Origin of the sequence: Shewanella sp. MMG014 (assembly GCF_018100775.1) — a bacterium.
Taxonomy (GTDB): domain Bacteria; phylum Pseudomonadota; class Gammaproteobacteria; order Enterobacterales; family Shewanellaceae; genus Shewanella; species Shewanella japonica.
Genome location: NZ_JAGJDZ010000012.1, coordinates 38,233 through 54,991 on the forward strand (window position 1 = coordinate 38,233; position 16,759 = coordinate 54,991).

The 16,759-nt window shown below is 40.1% G+C and carries 12 protein-coding genes; 10 read left to right on the plus strand and 2 right to left on the minus strand.

Translation table 11 applies throughout. From position 1 onward, the window contains the following. Positions 1 to 251: 251 nt before the first annotated feature. Both J8L86_RS17360 and J8L86_RS17365 read right to left on the minus strand, forming a co-directional pair. Positions 252 to 725 (minus strand): Lrp/AsnC family transcriptional regulator, encoded by a 474-nt coding sequence (locus J8L86_RS17360; RefSeq protein ID WP_055024035.1) that lies wholly within the window; start codon positions 723 to 725, stop codon positions 252 to 254. Between the two features lie 612 nt (positions 726 to 1,337). Beyond that, positions 1,338 to 3,884 carry a TonB-dependent receptor gene (locus J8L86_RS17365; protein ID WP_055024034.1) on the minus strand — a complete coding sequence of 849 codons (2,547 nt, stop codon included), beginning with the start codon at positions 3,882 to 3,884 and terminating at the stop codon, positions 1,338 to 1,340. A gap of 768 nt (positions 3,885 to 4,652) precedes the next feature. Between J8L86_RS17365 and J8L86_RS17370 the strand changes: the two genes are divergently transcribed. The 10 genes from J8L86_RS17370 (at position 4,653) to J8L86_RS17415 (ending at position 16,621) form a co-directional block, all read left to right on the plus strand. Next, complete coding sequence (locus J8L86_RS17370) at positions 4,653 to 6,071, plus strand: sulfatase-like hydrolase/transferase (protein ID WP_211031148.1); 1,419 nt, start codon at positions 4,653 to 4,655, stop codon at positions 6,069 to 6,071. 34 nt (positions 6,072 to 6,105) lie between these two features. Beyond that, positions 6,106 to 7,269 (plus strand): mandelate racemase/muconate lactonizing enzyme family protein, encoded by a 1,164-nt coding sequence (locus J8L86_RS17375; protein WP_211031149.1) that lies wholly within the window; start codon positions 6,106 to 6,108, stop codon positions 7,267 to 7,269. A gap of 57 nt (positions 7,270 to 7,326) precedes the next feature. Next, complete coding sequence (locus J8L86_RS17380) at positions 7,327 to 8,193, plus strand: SMP-30/gluconolactonase/LRE family protein (RefSeq protein ID WP_065108163.1); 867 nt, start codon at positions 7,327 to 7,329, stop codon at positions 8,191 to 8,193. Between the two features lie 291 nt (positions 8,194 to 8,484). Beyond that, positions 8,485 to 10,074 (plus strand): MFS transporter, encoded by a 1,590-nt coding sequence (locus J8L86_RS17385; RefSeq protein WP_348772662.1) that lies wholly within the window; start codon positions 8,485 to 8,487, stop codon positions 10,072 to 10,074. A gap of 82 nt (positions 10,075 to 10,156) precedes the next feature. Further along, positions 10,157 to 10,936 carry a glucose 1-dehydrogenase gene (locus J8L86_RS17390; RefSeq protein WP_211031150.1) on the plus strand — a complete coding sequence of 260 codons (780 nt, stop codon included), beginning with the start codon at positions 10,157 to 10,159 and terminating at the stop codon, positions 10,934 to 10,936. 9 nt (positions 10,937 to 10,945) lie between these two features. Then, a complete protein-coding gene (locus tag J8L86_RS17395; protein ID WP_211031151.1) occupies positions 10,946 to 12,061 on the plus strand; it encodes a hypothetical protein in 1,116 nt (371 codons plus the stop codon). Between the two features lie 258 nt (positions 12,062 to 12,319). Next, positions 12,320 to 13,744 (plus strand): aldehyde dehydrogenase family protein, encoded by a 1,425-nt coding sequence (locus J8L86_RS17400; protein WP_211031152.1) that lies wholly within the window; start codon positions 12,320 to 12,322, stop codon positions 13,742 to 13,744. A gap of 22 nt (positions 13,745 to 13,766) precedes the next feature. Then, positions 13,767 to 14,927 carry a mandelate racemase/muconate lactonizing enzyme family protein gene (locus J8L86_RS17405; RefSeq protein WP_055024027.1) on the plus strand — a complete coding sequence of 387 codons (1,161 nt, stop codon included), beginning with the start codon at positions 13,767 to 13,769 and terminating at the stop codon, positions 14,925 to 14,927. A 21-nt stretch (positions 14,928 to 14,948) separates the two neighbouring features. Then, positions 14,949 to 15,983 carry a 2-dehydro-3-deoxygalactonokinase gene (locus tag J8L86_RS17410; protein ID WP_211031153.1) on the plus strand — a complete coding sequence of 345 codons (1,035 nt, stop codon included), beginning with the start codon at positions 14,949 to 14,951 and terminating at the stop codon, positions 15,981 to 15,983. Further along, positions 15,983 to 16,621: a 2-dehydro-3-deoxy-6-phosphogalactonate aldolase gene (locus tag J8L86_RS17415; protein WP_231919033.1), complete on the plus strand. Its 639-nt coding sequence runs from the start codon at positions 15,983 to 15,985 to the stop codon at positions 16,619 to 16,621. The genes J8L86_RS17410 and J8L86_RS17415 overlap by 1 nt, the downstream gene beginning before the upstream one ends. Positions 16,622 to 16,759: the final 138 nt, after the last annotated feature.

Here is a 16,759-nt window from a genome sequence, read left to right on the forward strand (position 1 = left end):
TAACTCTATATGTTAAAAAAGAGAGCGCATCATAGTGAAAATCAATAATGGGTCAATGAATAAAATAGCTTGGTCGATAAGTTAATGAGCAATAAATGATATGTTTAGATTCTATTTTTTGAAATAAAATTCTTTTATTTGGCTAACCCTAGCAATTTGTTGTTATGTTTTTATCAATTGCGTTAACTGACGCAATTTAATTTGAGTTAAGTGACTTAGGCAAAGTGAGAGTTACTTCACAAAGGGCAGGGTCAACCCATAGGAATTGCAGTGGTACTTTTTACTTTTTTGAGTACAAAACTGGATTGAATACCCACAATATGCGGGTTTGTGGTCAACTTATTAAGTAAGAACTCTTTATAATCTTCCATATCCTTAACTAAGACTTTGAGTTGATAGTCAGCCTCACTGCCCGTGATCAGACAGCATTCTTGCACTTCATCATACTCACTAATGAATAACTCAAATGCGTTTAATACGTCACTCGCATGTTTGGCAAGTCTGACTTGGATATAAACGGTGAGTTTTAGGTTAAATTGTTCAGGATTGAGTAATGTTGCATAACCATTGATATAACCCGCCTCTTCAAGAGATTTAACTCGCCTTGAGCAAGGAGAAGGTGACAAATTAACCTTTGCAGCTAGATCTTGATTTGAGAGCCTGCCATGGGTTTGTAATAACGATAATATGGCAAAATCTGTGGGATCTAATACTAAGTTGGTCATAGTCTATTCAGCACTCTCGTTAAGAAATAACAACATGGGTCAATGTGAAAACGTCATGTTCATTAAAACTAGTAAAGGTTAATTATAAGCGGGTTAGGACTCATTGTAATTAACTGAATTTAGCCAGTAAATACTGTGACTCATTAACTCGGTTTTTCAATAATTAAAACCGAACCAGTAACCAATAAGCATGAAGCTGACTTTACGCGGGGAGTCGCTCAGAAAGCTTACATGCTTATTCGTTAAAACTGAACAGAAGGGCGGATACCGAGTGATACCCATACTGGCAAACAATAACGTGATGCTATCGAGTAAAACCTATTAATTTAAGACGGTAAAGAATAAATACAAGTCTTAATGAAGGTAATACACCAGAAGGTTGAATATTAAAATTACATTATGATATTTAAAGAAAAATCGACAACGAAAGTTGCAGAAAGGGATGCAAAATACATTGTCGATTGCTTAAATACAGCGGTTAAATAACTCAGTTGTCATCATTTAGCTGGCCCCTTTAATAAGGAATGTAACCTTATTATTTGGAGGCTGTTGGGGCAGCCTCCACAAAGTTAGCTATGTAGCAAATGTGACTTTAGTTAAATCAGTGTCAACTTAGAAAATATACTGAACACTGCCACCATAAAAGCGATTCCAATCACGTGGGTAGAACCCTTGACCGTAACCTTCTTGGTTGGTGTTTTGACGTGTAGTGTAAGCTTGGTCAAATAAGTTTTTCACGTATAAACTGAAACGTAAATTATCTTGGCCAAAGTTAAAGTACAGATCCCAAATACTTGATGATGGGTTAGCACTTTGATTTAGTGCTAATTCATTAATTGATTGAGTATGTGCACCGTTATAACGCCAGTTAGCTTGTAAGCTACCGTTCCAACCAGTATTACCGAACTCGGTAGAGTATTTAAGCGTACTGAACAATTGCTGCTCGGCATTATTCGGGAATGAAAGACCGGTTTGATCGAAGCGTTGTAAACCTGTTACTGGATCAGTAGTACAACGATCTGCTAACTCTCCACCGTCACCAGCAGGACAGTTGATTGGCGTATCAGAAAAGTCTTCATAACGTGCATCAAAGATAGCGTAACTTGCTGTCCAACGAAGATCTTCGGTGATATCGACAATAGCATCGGCTTCAAAACCAGTAGAGCGTGCTTCATTCGCATTAACATAACCTGCAAACACAACGCCGTTTTCTTCGTCAATAACACGTGTTGCACGAACTTGATAATCTTCAACAGTCATATCAAAGTAGGTGATGTTAAATAACACATCATTATCGAAGAAGCCTGAACGTAAACCAACTTCAAAGTTAGTAGATTGTTCGGGTTTAGTTGGGAATTGATCGGCATCAGCTGGATTCGTATTCGTTGTTACAAAGTAAGATGCACCTTTGTAACCAGTCGAATAGTTGACGTAACCTCGGATAGAGCGAGTAAAGTCGTAGCCGATAACTGCTTTATAGATAAAGGCATCATCTGAATCAGAAAACGTTGTTTTTTCAGTTTGACGTTTAATTAATGATGGGTCAGTTTGCGACATGGCTAATACATCGGCGTATGTATCCATTCCGATACCATCAGCAGGAGTGAACAAGTCTGTACGCTCAAATGTTGCTTCACCGTTTTCATGTAATGCACGGAAACCAAAAGTTGCATCAAGCTGGTCAGTAATTTGATATTCAAATTGACCAAAAATTGCGTAGTTTTCGAAATTCGTTGTGAAATTACCACCAGATAATAAACGCCCTGGGGTTAAGTCAGCCATCATGCTTTCATCGAATACTTGACCTTCATACATACTTAAGAAGTTACGGGTAGATTGACGGTCATAACAACCAGATAACTCACCACCGTTAATAAAACCGAAGTTACCTGCGATACAGCCATCACGGTTTTCAGAACGTTGACCTTCAGTATTGTGGTAGAACAAACCGACAATCCAATCAAACTTTTCATTATCAAAAGAGCTTAAGCGTATTTCGTGTTGGCTCACATCGACAGATTCATTACCACCAAAGGCTGAGCGCTCTAATGGGAAGTTTAGAGTGAAGAATCCAGAGCTATTATATAAGTCAAAATCACGGTAGCTACCGTTATACGATAAGGTAAGATCGTCATTCAGATAATAATCAGCTGCGATAGAAAAACCTAAATTTTCAGTGGAACCATAGTTCGCTTCTGGGTTACGTGCAGTAACTGGTTTTCCAACATCATCAAATGATTTAGATGAATTAATACGGTTGTAGGTTGTCCCTTCGATAGTACCGTCATCTTTCACGTTAATAATAGGTCTTGGCCCGTAATCTGGGTTTACAGGTCCAATTTGAGTCATAGAACAACAGTTGGTATCTGTTTCAGCATATTCTGCACGGAATAAAATATTAAAGTCTTCGCCGTCGTCATATAACAGTTGACCACGAAGTCCTGATTTATCTTGTTCACCGATTTTGTAGTCTTCATGACCTGGCATGGTATTGTCGATCCAACCATCAACTTCACTCCATTGTGCATTCATTCTGAATGCCCAATTATCACCGATCGGTACATTTACTACACCACTAACATCAATACCGTTATCTTGAGTGACTTCAGTTCGGATATTGCCGCCAACAGCATTTAAGTTTGGTTTTTTGGTGACATAATGCAGCATACCCGTCGAGGTATTTTGGCCGAATAGGGTACCTTGTGGACCACGTAAAGCTTCAACACGTTCGACATCAGCGACCGCGAGGTTAAGCATTGACTGTCGAGGTAAAACTTCACCATCAATGACTACTAAATTTGATGATTGCAAACCAATAGAGTTAGTGAATGTTCCAATACCACGTGATTTTAGTGTAGTTGTTCGGATTTCACTGCTTTCATCAATACCAAAACCTGGTAGGTATTTAACAAGATCAAAGCCATTTTGTACGCCTAACTCTTGAACTAAGTCGCCATCGAGTACTTCAATAGAAACAGGAACATCTTTTAATGCTTGTTCACGCTTTTGCGCGCTGACCATGATGACTTCAATATCTTTTGTTGAAGCGGCCTGTTCAGCATTATCCGTTCCATCCTGCGCATATAGATTGCTTGATGTGGCTGCAAAAGAACAACCAGCCAGCAATATTGCTTTGTGCAATTTACTATATTTCGGCATTTTCTTACTCCGTGTATTTATTATTTATGTCTCATTGCGGGAATGTGACTTCCCCCCCCATACAAAATGAACCGAGTAAACGACGACTAACTGTTCACGATGTATTAAAACCTGCTTGTTGGTATATGTATAAAAAACAGGCAATACAGTTCATATGAAGTATTTAAACATATGATGTTTAAATGTGCAACATGTTAAACTTTTGTTATTTTCACGGTCTATCGCATTGATTTTCTGTTATTTATTGGTGAAATTGTCCTTGCTTGTGGTATTTTTGTAAATAAAAAAATCAATTTATTGTGGTGATAAGAACCAAAAGCAAAGATTTCAAAAAGGATGGTTTATCAATAAAAGAGATAGAATTTAGGACAGGTTGTTGATGTCTTTTTACAGTAAGCTCAATGATTAACGTTACTTTTCATCATCATGCGAAATCGATTTACTGTTGTTCAATATTGCTAGTTGTTGGGTAACCTCGAAAACATTGTTTATAAATTCAAACATCATATGTTTATTAAATTGCTATGTTTTAGTGTTGATTTAAGGTAGGTTAACAATATGTTGCGGCTTGGCTGAATATATGAGGTCGCCAATCCTTTAACAGTGATGTCGGTATTAATGTCATGTTTTCTAAGCACGATCTATATAGTCGCTGGGCATGTAGTTAGTCCTTATTAGTGTTTATGGCGTAAAGACCTTAGCTTGTAAGTCACGATTGTCAGCATGAAGTTGTAAATCATCGTGTATATGAAATGGAGTATTTTCTAAATGAAAGCATCAATAATAGGCATTCTGGTATTGTTATCGAGTACCTTGTCTTTTAATACCTTTGCCGAAGAAGTCACTGAACAACCTAATATCATTTTAATCTTTGCTGATGATGCAGGTTATGGAGACTTTGGTTTTCAGGGCAGTAAGGTTATGCAAACGCCACATTTGGATGATATTGCACAGCAAGGGGTTATCTTTGAGCAAGGTTATGTCAGCGATGCAACTTGCGGTCCTTCAAGAGCTGGGCTTATGACAGGTAAGTATCAACAACGATTTGGTTATGAAGAAATCAATGTGCCTGGCTTTATGAGTGATAACTCAGCTTTAGATGGTGCTGAAATGGGGTTACCACTAGATCAATTAACCATGGCTGATTATCTTAAAAAGCAAGGTTATAAAACCGCTGTGTTTGGTAAATGGCATCTTGGTAGTGCAGATAGATTTCATCCATTAAATCGTGGTTTTGATGAGTTTTTAGGTTTCAGAGGTGGCGACCGCAGTTATTTTCCTTACCCTGACACTACACATAGTGATATCAATGACATTATGTACGATAAACAACTTGAAAAGGGCATGGGTAACTTTGAAGAACGAGAAGGTTACTTAACTGATATTTTGGGTGATGCCGCGGCTGACTTCATCGAAAGAAACCAATCTGATCCTTTCTTTATTTACCTAGCATTTAATGCTGTGCACACTCCACTTGAGTCAAAGCCTGAAGATTTAAAGCAATTTCCTCATTTAACAGGAAAACATCAAGAACTCGCTGCTATGACATTAGCAATGGATCGTGCAACAGGTGTCGTCATGGACAAACTAGATGCATTGAATTTAACTGATAACACTATTGTTGTTTTCACGAATGATAATGGTGGGCCATCAGATAAGAATGCATCAAACAATGCCCCTTTAGCTGGCACAAAATCAAATCACTTAGAAGGCGGTATCCGTGTGCCATTTATTATGAGTTGGCCTGCTAAAATTAAAGAAAATCAGCGTTATACCTATCCTGTAAGCACAATCGACTTACTGCCTACTTTTGTCGCTGCGGCGGGTGGTTTAGATACTGTTACTGATACAGATGGTGTGGATTTAGTTCCGTACATTAATGGTGAAAATACTTCACGACCACATCCAGTCATGTACTGGAAAAAGGAAACCAGAGCCGTTATCCGTGACGAAGACTGGAAACTTATTCGTTACCCTGATAGACCTGCAGAGTTATACAATCTAGCATCTGATACAGGCGAGCAACACGATTTAGCTGCGAAACACCCTGAGCGTGTGAGAGCAATGTTTAAGTCATTATTCGATTGGGAATTAACGCTTGAACGCCCAAGATGGTTACTAAAGCGTAAGTTTGAAAAATACGATTTAGACAGAATGGATAAATATCGTGAGCCTGCAACTCAATAAGTATAAAAACAAAATAATAAGCCGGTGAATATAAATGAAAATTGAATCAGTAGAAGCCTTGTTGGGCTGCGTTGGCGCAAGAAATCAGTTACTTGTTAAAGTCGTGACTGAATGCGGCATCGTTGGGTGGGGCGAATCAGGTTTATCCAATCGTGAATATGCAGTGATGGGGGCTGTTAAACACTTTGCGTCTTTCCTTAAAGGTAAGGACGCGAGACAAATTGGCCGTATTTGGCAAGAATTATACCGCAGCCATTACTTCGAAGGTGGCCGTGTTGTCACCGCTGCCATCTCTGCAATTGATATCGCCTTGTATGACATACTGGGTAAAAAGTTAAATGTACCTGTATATCAATTACTCGGTGGCAAACAGCGTGACACTATTCCTTGTTTTGCTTGCTGTTACACAGAAGCTGATCCCGATAAACTTGACGAACTTGCCAAAGAAGCTTTGGCCTTAGTTGAGTTAGGTTGGACGACCATTCGAGTGATACCGAGTCGTTTTGATGATCCAGTTTACTTTGAACCACAAGAGTCTATCACCCGCACAGCTCGCTGTTTAAATGACTTACGCAAAATATTGGGGCCTGATATTACCTTAGGTATTGATTATCATCATAGGTTGAGCGTGGCTGAAACAGCCTCATTTTGTCAGCGTTTAGCGCCAGACACCTTAGATTTCATTGAAGAGCCTATTCGTCACGAATCACCTGATGCCTACAAAACTTTAAGAAGCATGACAAACATTCCATTTGCTATCGGCGAAGAATTTAGCTCTAAATGGGCCGCCAAGCCTTATATTGAGCAAGGTTTGACGCAATATTTGCGTGTGGATGTGTGTAATATTGGTGGTCTCACTGAGGCGATGAAAGTTTCAGGCTGGGCAGAAGCGCATTATATTGATGTCATGCCTCATAACCCCCTAGGGCCAGTTTGTACTGCAGCAACCAACCATTTTGCAGCAGCTTTACCTAACTTTAGTTTAATGGAAACCCATCAAGGGCCATTCAGCCCATTTGGAGCCCATGATAAGGCACTATTTCCTGTGCAGCATACTTTATCTGGCCCTCAATTTACGGTACCTGAATTACCCGGCTTAGGTGTCGAAGTGAATGAAGCCGCGTTTAGAAAAGCGACGCCGATTGAAGTTGAAGCGCCGCATTTAAGCAAACGTGATGGCTCACATACCAATTGGTAGTTTGACTAGGGACTGATTGAATGTTGCAAAATAACAGCATGTGTTACAAGGGATGTTATGAGTAAGCTTTTTGATGCAAGAATTAACTATGTTGGTGAAAGCCCGTTGTGGCATCCACTTACGCAAACGCTTTATTGGGTTGATTTTCCCAATAAATTAATCAGAGGCAAGAGTGCTACACAAACTGTGGAATATCAGTTAGCCGAAATGGCCACGGCCATTGGCTGGATTGATGAAGCCCATTTATTAATTGCCACAGAAACAGGCTTATATCAATTTCACTTATTAACTCAAAAAACAGTGTTAATTATTAATGTAGAACATACATTAACAACGAATCGCAGTAATGATGGAAGGGCAGATCCTTGGGGCGGCTTTTGGATCGGCACCATGGATAACGAGGCAACCCTCAATAAAGGCAGTTTTTATCGTTACTATCAAGGTGATCTGACTCAATATATTTCAGAACTGACTATTCCTAATGGGATGTGCTTTGATAAGTCTCGTTGCCGAGCATATTACGCAGATTCACAGTCGCAGAAAATGTTTAGTCTTGAACTAGACCCTGAAAATGGTGCACCGCTAGCGGGCGTTAAGCCGACGTTATTTGCAGATTTTTCTTCAACAAAATTTTCACCCGACGGGGCTGTTGTTGATGCAAGTGGCAATGTGTGGATAGCACTATGGGATGGCGCTTGTGTGGTGTGTATTTCACCATCAGGTGAAGAGTTATCACGCATTGATGTGGGGACTCTGCGGCCAACTTGTCCTGGTTTCGGAGGCGCTAATGCCCATCAACTATATACGACGACAGCGCAATGTGGACTTGAACAAGAGCCTGTATTACCGCATGAACATGGCACAACACTGTTAGTCTCTGAGCAGATCAAGGGCGTATATGAGCCAGCTGTGATCATTGCCTAGATTATTGTTGTTTTTTCATTGAACGGAGTCACTGACTCCGTTTTTTTTATCTCGTCATTCTCATCCTGGATGAATTCCTTTATCTCTGAGTAAATCCGGACTTTCTAAGCTCAGGAATAATTTTATTAACATTCCCATAAACATATTGCCTATTCAAACATCATATGTTTAAATCTTGTTAATAAATTATAACTAAACCCTCTTATCAGTAAATTGTACCTTGGTGAAACTCAAGTGAATTTACCAGACATAAGCAAGGTTAACTGACTGCAAAAAACTGGGGATTTCACCGTGATAGAGACATCAACCGCAGACAACGCTATAACAAAAACGAATAAACATATTCAAGCCATTAAATTTTCGATGATTGCCGCTTTCGGTGGATTTGTATTTGGACTTGATGCTGCAAACATTTCTGGCGCACTTCGTTATGTGAGTTCTCAATTTGAGTTGACCAGTCTGCAAACGGGCAATGTTGTGGGCTGTGCGATTGTTGGGGTTATTCTAGCGTTATTTTTTACAGGCAGTTTATGTCAACGTTTTGGGCGTAAAAAGGTGCTGATTGGGATTTCGCTTACGTATTCACTATCAACAGTTATATCGGCATTTGCAGTAAGTTATGAAATGTTGGTGGTAGGCCGATTTATCGGTGGGGTTGCTTTTGCCTCCATCACAGTGTCCGCCATGTATATCGGCGAAATAGCGCCAGCTAAACAGCGTGGTCAGTTTGTGTCGGTCAATCAGTTGTTAATTACCTTAGGCAGCCTCTGTGCATTTATTATTAATTACTTCCTTGTAAAATCAATTGGAAACATTGAATCATTAACAGATGAAAATATTTGGCGATTAATGTTAGGTTTCGAAATTATTCCTAACATCATATGGTTCTCACTATTATTGACCATCCCAGAGTCTCCTCGGTGGTTAATCAGTAAACAACGTGATCAAGAAGCCCAAACAGTCTTTGAAAGAATTACTGAGCAGGGTGAAGTTGCCCCTTTGATGGCTGAGATTAAACAAACTGTTAAGCAAGACAGTAGCCAGTCAGTGATGCAGCAACTTAAATTATTATTCAGTAAGCCAATGCGGTTTTTAGTGTTAATAGCCGTGTGTTATGCGGTGGTTCAAGGGGCAACGGGTATGAATGCTGTGCTATTTTATGCGCCTACCGTATTTGAACAAATAGGCATGAGTGTAGAAAACACCTTTTTGCAGACCATTGTATTAGGTAGTGTGTCGGTGTTGTTTACCTTAGTGGCTATTTTTACCGTTGAAAAACTGGGTCGAAAAGCGCTGACCGTGATTGGCTTGTTGTTAATTACCTTAGCCCATGTCTCTATTTGGTATGGTTTTGATAATGCAAGCTACGTGATTAACCAACCTGTGATTGAAAAGGTTGCAGAGCAGCAAGTTGATGCCGATAAATTGTTACCGTTATTAGGTAAACACTACCAAACAGACGTTGAACTCAAAGCTGACTTAGCGAGTGTATATACCAAAAAAGAGTTGCCGTTAGTGAGTGGCGCTGTGATTAACGCATCAATTAATATTAATCCAGCTTTTGTATTGTTCGGTTTATTTGCATTTCTAGCTGCTTTTAACATGTCAATTGGCCCGATCATGTGGGTCATATTTTCTGAAATTTTCTCCAGTCGAGTACGGAGTGTCGCTTTACCTTTCGCAGCATTAGTGCAAAGTATATCAAGTTGGAGTATTCAGCAGTTTTTCCCGTGGCAATTAGAAAATATGGGCGCTGCCAATACGTTTTTGTATTATGGTGGCGTGGCATTTATTGGCTGCATTGTAATGTGGTTAATCTTGCCAGAAACAAAAGGTAAAACGATTGAAGCGATTGAACGTGATTTGGTCACTGCAAAATAGTGGCAAAGAAATGAGCTACATTAATCCTAAAACTGGCTCATACAAGAAATATCAATAACACAAAACAATAATAGAGATAACTATGTCTGAACGTTTATTAGGTGAAGTTGCGATTGTTACAGGCGGCGCAGATGGTATTGGAGCTGCTATTGCACAGGAGTTTTGCCTGCAAGGTGCTAAAGTGTGTATTGCTGATAGGAACGAAGCACTAGGTATGCAAGTGGCAAGTCAACTTGTTGCTCAAGGATTTGATGTCACTTTTTTTGCCGTGGATATCTCAGATGAAACATTAGTCAATGCCATGGTTGCTCATACAGTCGCAGAGTTAGGTGAGCCAAGTATACTCATCAATAATGCTGCATTAATAAGTCCAGGCAATGATATAGATGCTGTGGGCGTAGATGCGTGGAAAAAAAGTTTTTCAGTTAATGTAGATGGAATGTGGTTTTGCAGTAAAGCCGTGTACCCATACATGAAAAAGCATCAACGAGGTAGCATAGTCAATGTGGGCTCGGTTCATTCTTTTAAAATTGTACCGGGTTACTTTCCTTACGCAGTGACAAAGCATGCCGTTATCGGGTTAACAAGAAATATGGCGGTTGAGTTTGCCCAGTTTAATATCCGCGTAAATGCGTTATGTCCAGGTATGATTGAGACGCCTATGGCATTCAAGTCATGGGATAATACCGATGACCCACAAGGCTCACGTAAAGCAATGGGCGATGTACATCCATTGAAACGTAATGGCACGACAGCTGAAATTGCCAAGCCGGCATTATTTTTAGCCTCAGACGATTCAAGTTTTATGACTGGCCAAAGCTTAGTTGTTGACGGTGGACGTTCTGTTATTTATCACGATTAATTATCATTGATGTTGACGCTGACTCGTTCTTTCGTAAAGGCTTTATCAGGCAAGAAAGAAACCAATGTTGAAGTGATTACCTTAGCTAATGCACGTGTATCTATGAGCATTGTACCTGAATTAGGGGCTAAGATTATCTCGTTAAAGTCGTTAACGAATCAATATGAATGGCTGCAGCAGTCACCTTATTCCAAGATGTCAGTGCCAGAATATGGCGACTCCTTTATTAATGGATTCGATACGGGAGGTTGGGATGAATGTTTTCCAAGTATTAAGCAAGAGATTTACTCAGCAGAAGGTTATAAGGGTTTAGCGCTGCCAGATCACGGTGAACTATGGTGCTTACCTTGGAAGATAACTAAAATCATCGAAACTGATAACTGTGTGACATTGTCTTTATGTTGCCAAGGTAGGCAGCTGCCGTATCAATTTACTCGCAGTATTACTTTACATAAAGACAGTCATGAATTTGTTATTCACTATCAACTGGTCAATCTTGGTCTGAATCCACTGCCTTATATGTGGTCAATGCATCCAATATTTGCTGCGCAACCTGGCATGCAAATACAACTTAGTGACAACGTAAAACAATTTTATACAGATAATGGCTTTAATCGTTTTTTTAATCATTCAGAGTCAGTAATTCATTGGCCATACTCTTACGCTCCTTCCAATATCGATAGCTTAATTGAAAACCATACCTTTAAAGCAGGTGCTCAGTCTTTAAATCAGCCCTTCGCGAGTCAGTCCTGCGATAATCAGCGATATTCTCAATATTGTTGTTTATCTTATGTGATGGACAAACAAAGCCATTTTGCATCAAAGCTCTTTAGTAAGCCCATGAATAACAATGCTCGAAATAACTTGATCACAGTTGCACTGACTCGTGATAACGGTGCGCAGCGCTGTGGCTTTTCATATTATTCCGATGAAGTGAGTCATGTTGGGCTCTGGCTCAATTATCAAGGATGGTCAGGAAGTGCATTAGCGCCAGCCTATGTTGTTGGGCTGGAACCCTGTATAGGCGGGCATGACTCACTGCAACAGGCTATTACCAAAAATGAATATGCGCAGGTTCCTTCGAGCGGCAAGCACAGCTGGAGTGTTAGCTGTTTTATTGAATAACTGTCTGAATTTACGCTATTAACCAACCTTGCTTTAAAACCCATATCGAGGGTAAAACATTTTTTTAACAATTTTAAGAGAATCTCTGCCGATAGGATTGTTATTTTAAACATCATATGTTTAAATAGTTATCATGTTATGTGGTTGTGAATTTTTACTTGTGATGAGACCTATTAATAGGTGACTTAGCTTTGCGCTAACTAGGCAAGCAGTTAACAACGAGTAATGTTTTAAAATGATACAAATGGAGCTGTACTAATGCTTTATAAAAAACTTTATATCGGTGGCGAGCTTGTAACAAGCAATGTAACGACAGATGTTGTTAATCCAGCAACATTGCAACCTGTAGGCAGTATCGCCGCTGCAGATATTCCACATGCTGAGCAAGCATTAGTGGCAGCACAAAATGCATTTCCGATTTGGTCGAAAACATCGATTAAAGAACGTACTGATTGGATGTTTAAACTCCGTGATGCGGTAGTAGAAAATGAACAGCATTTACGAGATTGTATTCAGCTAGAAATGGCAAAGCCTTGGTCATCAACGAAAGATGATTTCCAAATGTTAGTCGATAGTTTAGAGTTTTATGCTGATGCGATGTTAACCATGGAGCAAGAGCCGCTCGAAGACAAAGAGGGCACCCATTCACATGAGTTAAGACGTGAACCGTTAGGGGTCGCTGCCGCTTTTTTAGCTTGGAACTTTCCTTTACTTAATTTGGCTTACAAAATAGGTCCTGCGATGGCTGCAGGCTGTCCCATTGTCATTAAACCATCGGTAAAAACGCCATTATCAGCTTATGCAGTAGGTGAACTTTGCGCTCAAATTGGTTTGCCTGCTGGTGTTGTTAACATCATATCGGGTCCTGATCATAAAGTCGGTGATGCTATTTCATCATCCACTATTCCAGCACTTTTAACATTAATCGGTTCAACCAATGTAGGTAAACATGTTATCGGAACCGGTGCGACATCGATCAAACGATATTCAATGGAACTAGGTGGTAATGCGCCCGCTATTGTGTTTGCAGATGCAGATTTAAATACTGCTGCTGATGTCATAAGTGGCGTTAAATTCAGTAATGCGGGTCAAATTTGTGTAACTCCAAACCGTGTATTTGTGGATGAAACGATCGCTGCACAATTTATCGACATGCTACTGACTAAAGCAAGCAACGTTAAGGTCGGCTTCGATAAAAATGCAGACATCGATATGGGACCTTTGATGGATGAGGCTTCTTGGATTCGTATTGATAATCTCGTTAAGGATGCAATCAAACAAGGTGCAACACTACTTACAGGTGGCGGAAAGCCAAAAGGATTAGAGACTGGCTACTACTATAGTCCGACCATTTTAACGGGTGTCACACCAAAGATGGCGATATATCAGGAAGAAATCTTCGGTCCCGTTATTTGTATTTCAACCTTCTCAAACGATGAGGCTGTGCTAGCTGATGCTAATGATACTGATGCGGGCTTAACCTCATATATTTTCACCCAAGATGAAACCAGAATTGCCCATTTTTCGAGTGAACTGAGGTTTGCCGAAGTGCAAGTTAACGGCATTAAATATGCGATTAATCTGCCACACTTTGGGATCAAGCAGTCAGGAGTTGGGGTAGATTGTTCGTTGCTAGCGCTCGACGATTACCTTAGCTACAAACGTATTTCACGTGCTCTTTAATCAGTATTTAGGATAGTTACTCATGAAAATTATTGAAATAAAAAGTCACGTACTGCAATACGATCTTGAAGAAGAATTGGGTTACTCACAGCAATATTACGCCCAAAGAACAACCCACCTTGTTGAGGTTATAACAGATGCAGGGATTACAGGTTGGGGTGAATGTTTTGGGGGCGGCGGGATCGCTTTTGCAAACAAAACCATAGTCGAGAAAGTTATCCAACCAATGATCTTGGGGATGGATCCATTAGACAGAGAAGTGATTTGGCACAAAGTCTATAACTTGATGCGAGATCATGGTCAGAAAGGGATGCCAATCCAATCCTTATCAGGTGTCGATATTGCCTTGTGGGACATTGCAGGAAAATTCCACAATCAACCCGTTTATAAGCTACTTGGCGGTGCGTTTAGAGAACGTATCCCTGCTTATGGTTATGGGATGATGTTACAGCGCTACGATGATCTTGAAGCTCGATTTACTGATGAAAGTGCAAGAATAAAAGCAATGGGCTTTAACGCAACCAAGATGAAAATTGGATTAAGCCCTGAGCGCGATATTAAATTAGTCGAAGCGGTACGAAAAGGCATTGGCGATGACATGCGTTTAATGGTTGATGCTAATCATGCTTACACCGCAAGAGAAGCGATTCCACTAGGACGTGAGTTACAAAACCTCGGCGTTTATTGGTTTGAAGAACCTGTGGCACCAGAAGATAAACAAGGGTATCGCGATTTATGTGAAGCCTTAGATATGACTATTGCTGGTGGCGAAGCTGAGTTTACTCGTTGGGGCTTTAGAGATCTCATTGAAAATCGCTGCGTAGACTTATTACAGCCAGAAGTCTGTGCACTCGGTGGCATTACTGAGTATCAAAAAGTGCTCGCAATGGCGCACGCACATTTTATTCCAGTGATTAACCATGTTTGGGGCTCTGCCATTGCGGTAGGCACAAACTTACACCTTTTGGCTGCCTTACCCGATTTGCCTGGTGCAGCCCATCCCGTTCAACCTATGCTCGAATATGACACAACGCCAAATAGATTTCGTGAAGACTTGTTAAAAGAGCCATTAAACATTCTTAAACAAGTTAAAGAAAATCAAGGAAGTGTTGCTTTACCTCAAGGTCCAGGGATCGGAGTCGAGCCAGATCCTGACTTTATTAAGCATTACGAAGTCTCTTAATAGCATATCGAGAACATTCTCATGATAGAAAAATCATCGTCTCAACCTGCGTTAATCGCGGTTGACTGGGGAAGTAGTAACTTTAGATCCTTCTTATTGGATCAACGGGGTCAAATATTATCTGAAGTAAGTGCAGCAAAAGGCATGCTTAATTTAGACAAAGAGCAATTCGAATCAACCTTATTTCAACAGATAAGTCCTTGGATAAATGATCAAGGCAAAACGGAAAACAGTTCAAATACCAAAAGCCGCTTACCAATACTGATGGCCGGAATGGTTGGCAGTGCGCAAGGCTGGAGTGATGCAGGTTATATCAGCTGTCCAGCAGATGCCATGCAAGCGGCTGAACAGTTACATAAAGTGACTAATCAAGCGCAACTTAATATTCACATTGTGCCTGGAGTAAAGTGCCAAACGAGTCATTTACAACCCGATGTCATGCGCGGAGAAGAAGTACAGGCATTTGGCGCAGTGGCTTTATTGGAGCAAGAGTTAGGCTTATTAAATAACACACAACTTGAAAAACTCGTGTTTTGTTTACCTGGTACACACTCAAAGTGGATCAGAATGGCAAAAAGTGATGCGGGTGACGCAGTAATTGATGATTTATCTACGCATATGACTGGTGAGGTTTATAACCTGATTGTTGAACATAGCATTTTAGGTAAAGGTCTAGCCAACACCAATAACGAAATGGCTTTTGATATTGCGAGCTTCTTGCAAGGCGTTCATACCAGTCAACGTGAAGGTGGATTATTACATCATTTATTTAGCGCCAGAACATTAAGGTTAGAACAGCGCTTAACTGAATCAGATGTCACAAGTTATATTTCTGGTGTACTCATTGGAGCAGAACTCAATGCAGTACTGACCTCATCGCCTAATCTTGAACATATTTATCTTATTGGTGGTTCACAACTTAATTATTTATACAGCGAAGCATTAAAAGAATTGGGGTATTTATCAACGACGGTTAGTAGTTCGAAAGCGTCTGCCGTTGGCATGTTAAATATCGCAAAACAAGCAAAACTTGTAACATCAAAGGACAAAGGATAATGACTATTTCATTAACAGATGCATTAAAAGAATTACCTTTAGTGGCAATTTTACGTGGCGTGACTCCTGAAGAAGTGATCGCTATAGCTGATGTACTTGTAGCAGCAGGATATCGTGTAATTGAAGTGCCACTGAATTCTCCTAATCCTTATGAAAGCATCAAACGCTTAAGTGAAAAGTATGGTGAATCTGTTGTAATAGGTGCAGGGACGGTAGTATCGAAGGAGCAGGTTGATTTAGTCAAAGAGGCGGGTGGGAGAATTATTATATCGCCTCATGCAGATATCGACATTATCCAATACAGTAAAAAGCTGTCTTTATATAGCGTTCCTGGTTTCTTGAACCCGACTGAAGCTTACGCCGCAATTAATGCAGGTGCAGATTCATTAAAGTTATTTCCTGCTGATACAGTTGGCCCTAAAGGGTTAAAAGCGATGTCAGTTGTGCTACCAAAAGAGATGCCGATTTTACCGGTAGGTGGCGTATCCCCAAGTACAATGAAAGCGTTTTTAGATGCTGGAGCCAGTGGTTTTGGTTTAGGTAGCGGGTTATACAAAGCGGGCATGTCAGCTGAGCAAACGAAGCAAAATGCATTGTCTTATGTTGAGGGGTATCAAGCCGCCGTTAACATTCATTAAGTAATAAATTGCTAAATTAATTACCTTTTTATTTTACCTTGTTAGTTTCCTATTTCACTTCTGTATCTTTAGCAGCCGTAAGGCTGCATTTTTTTTAGTTTTTTATGCTACTTAACCGCTATTAATTTTTATGACCTA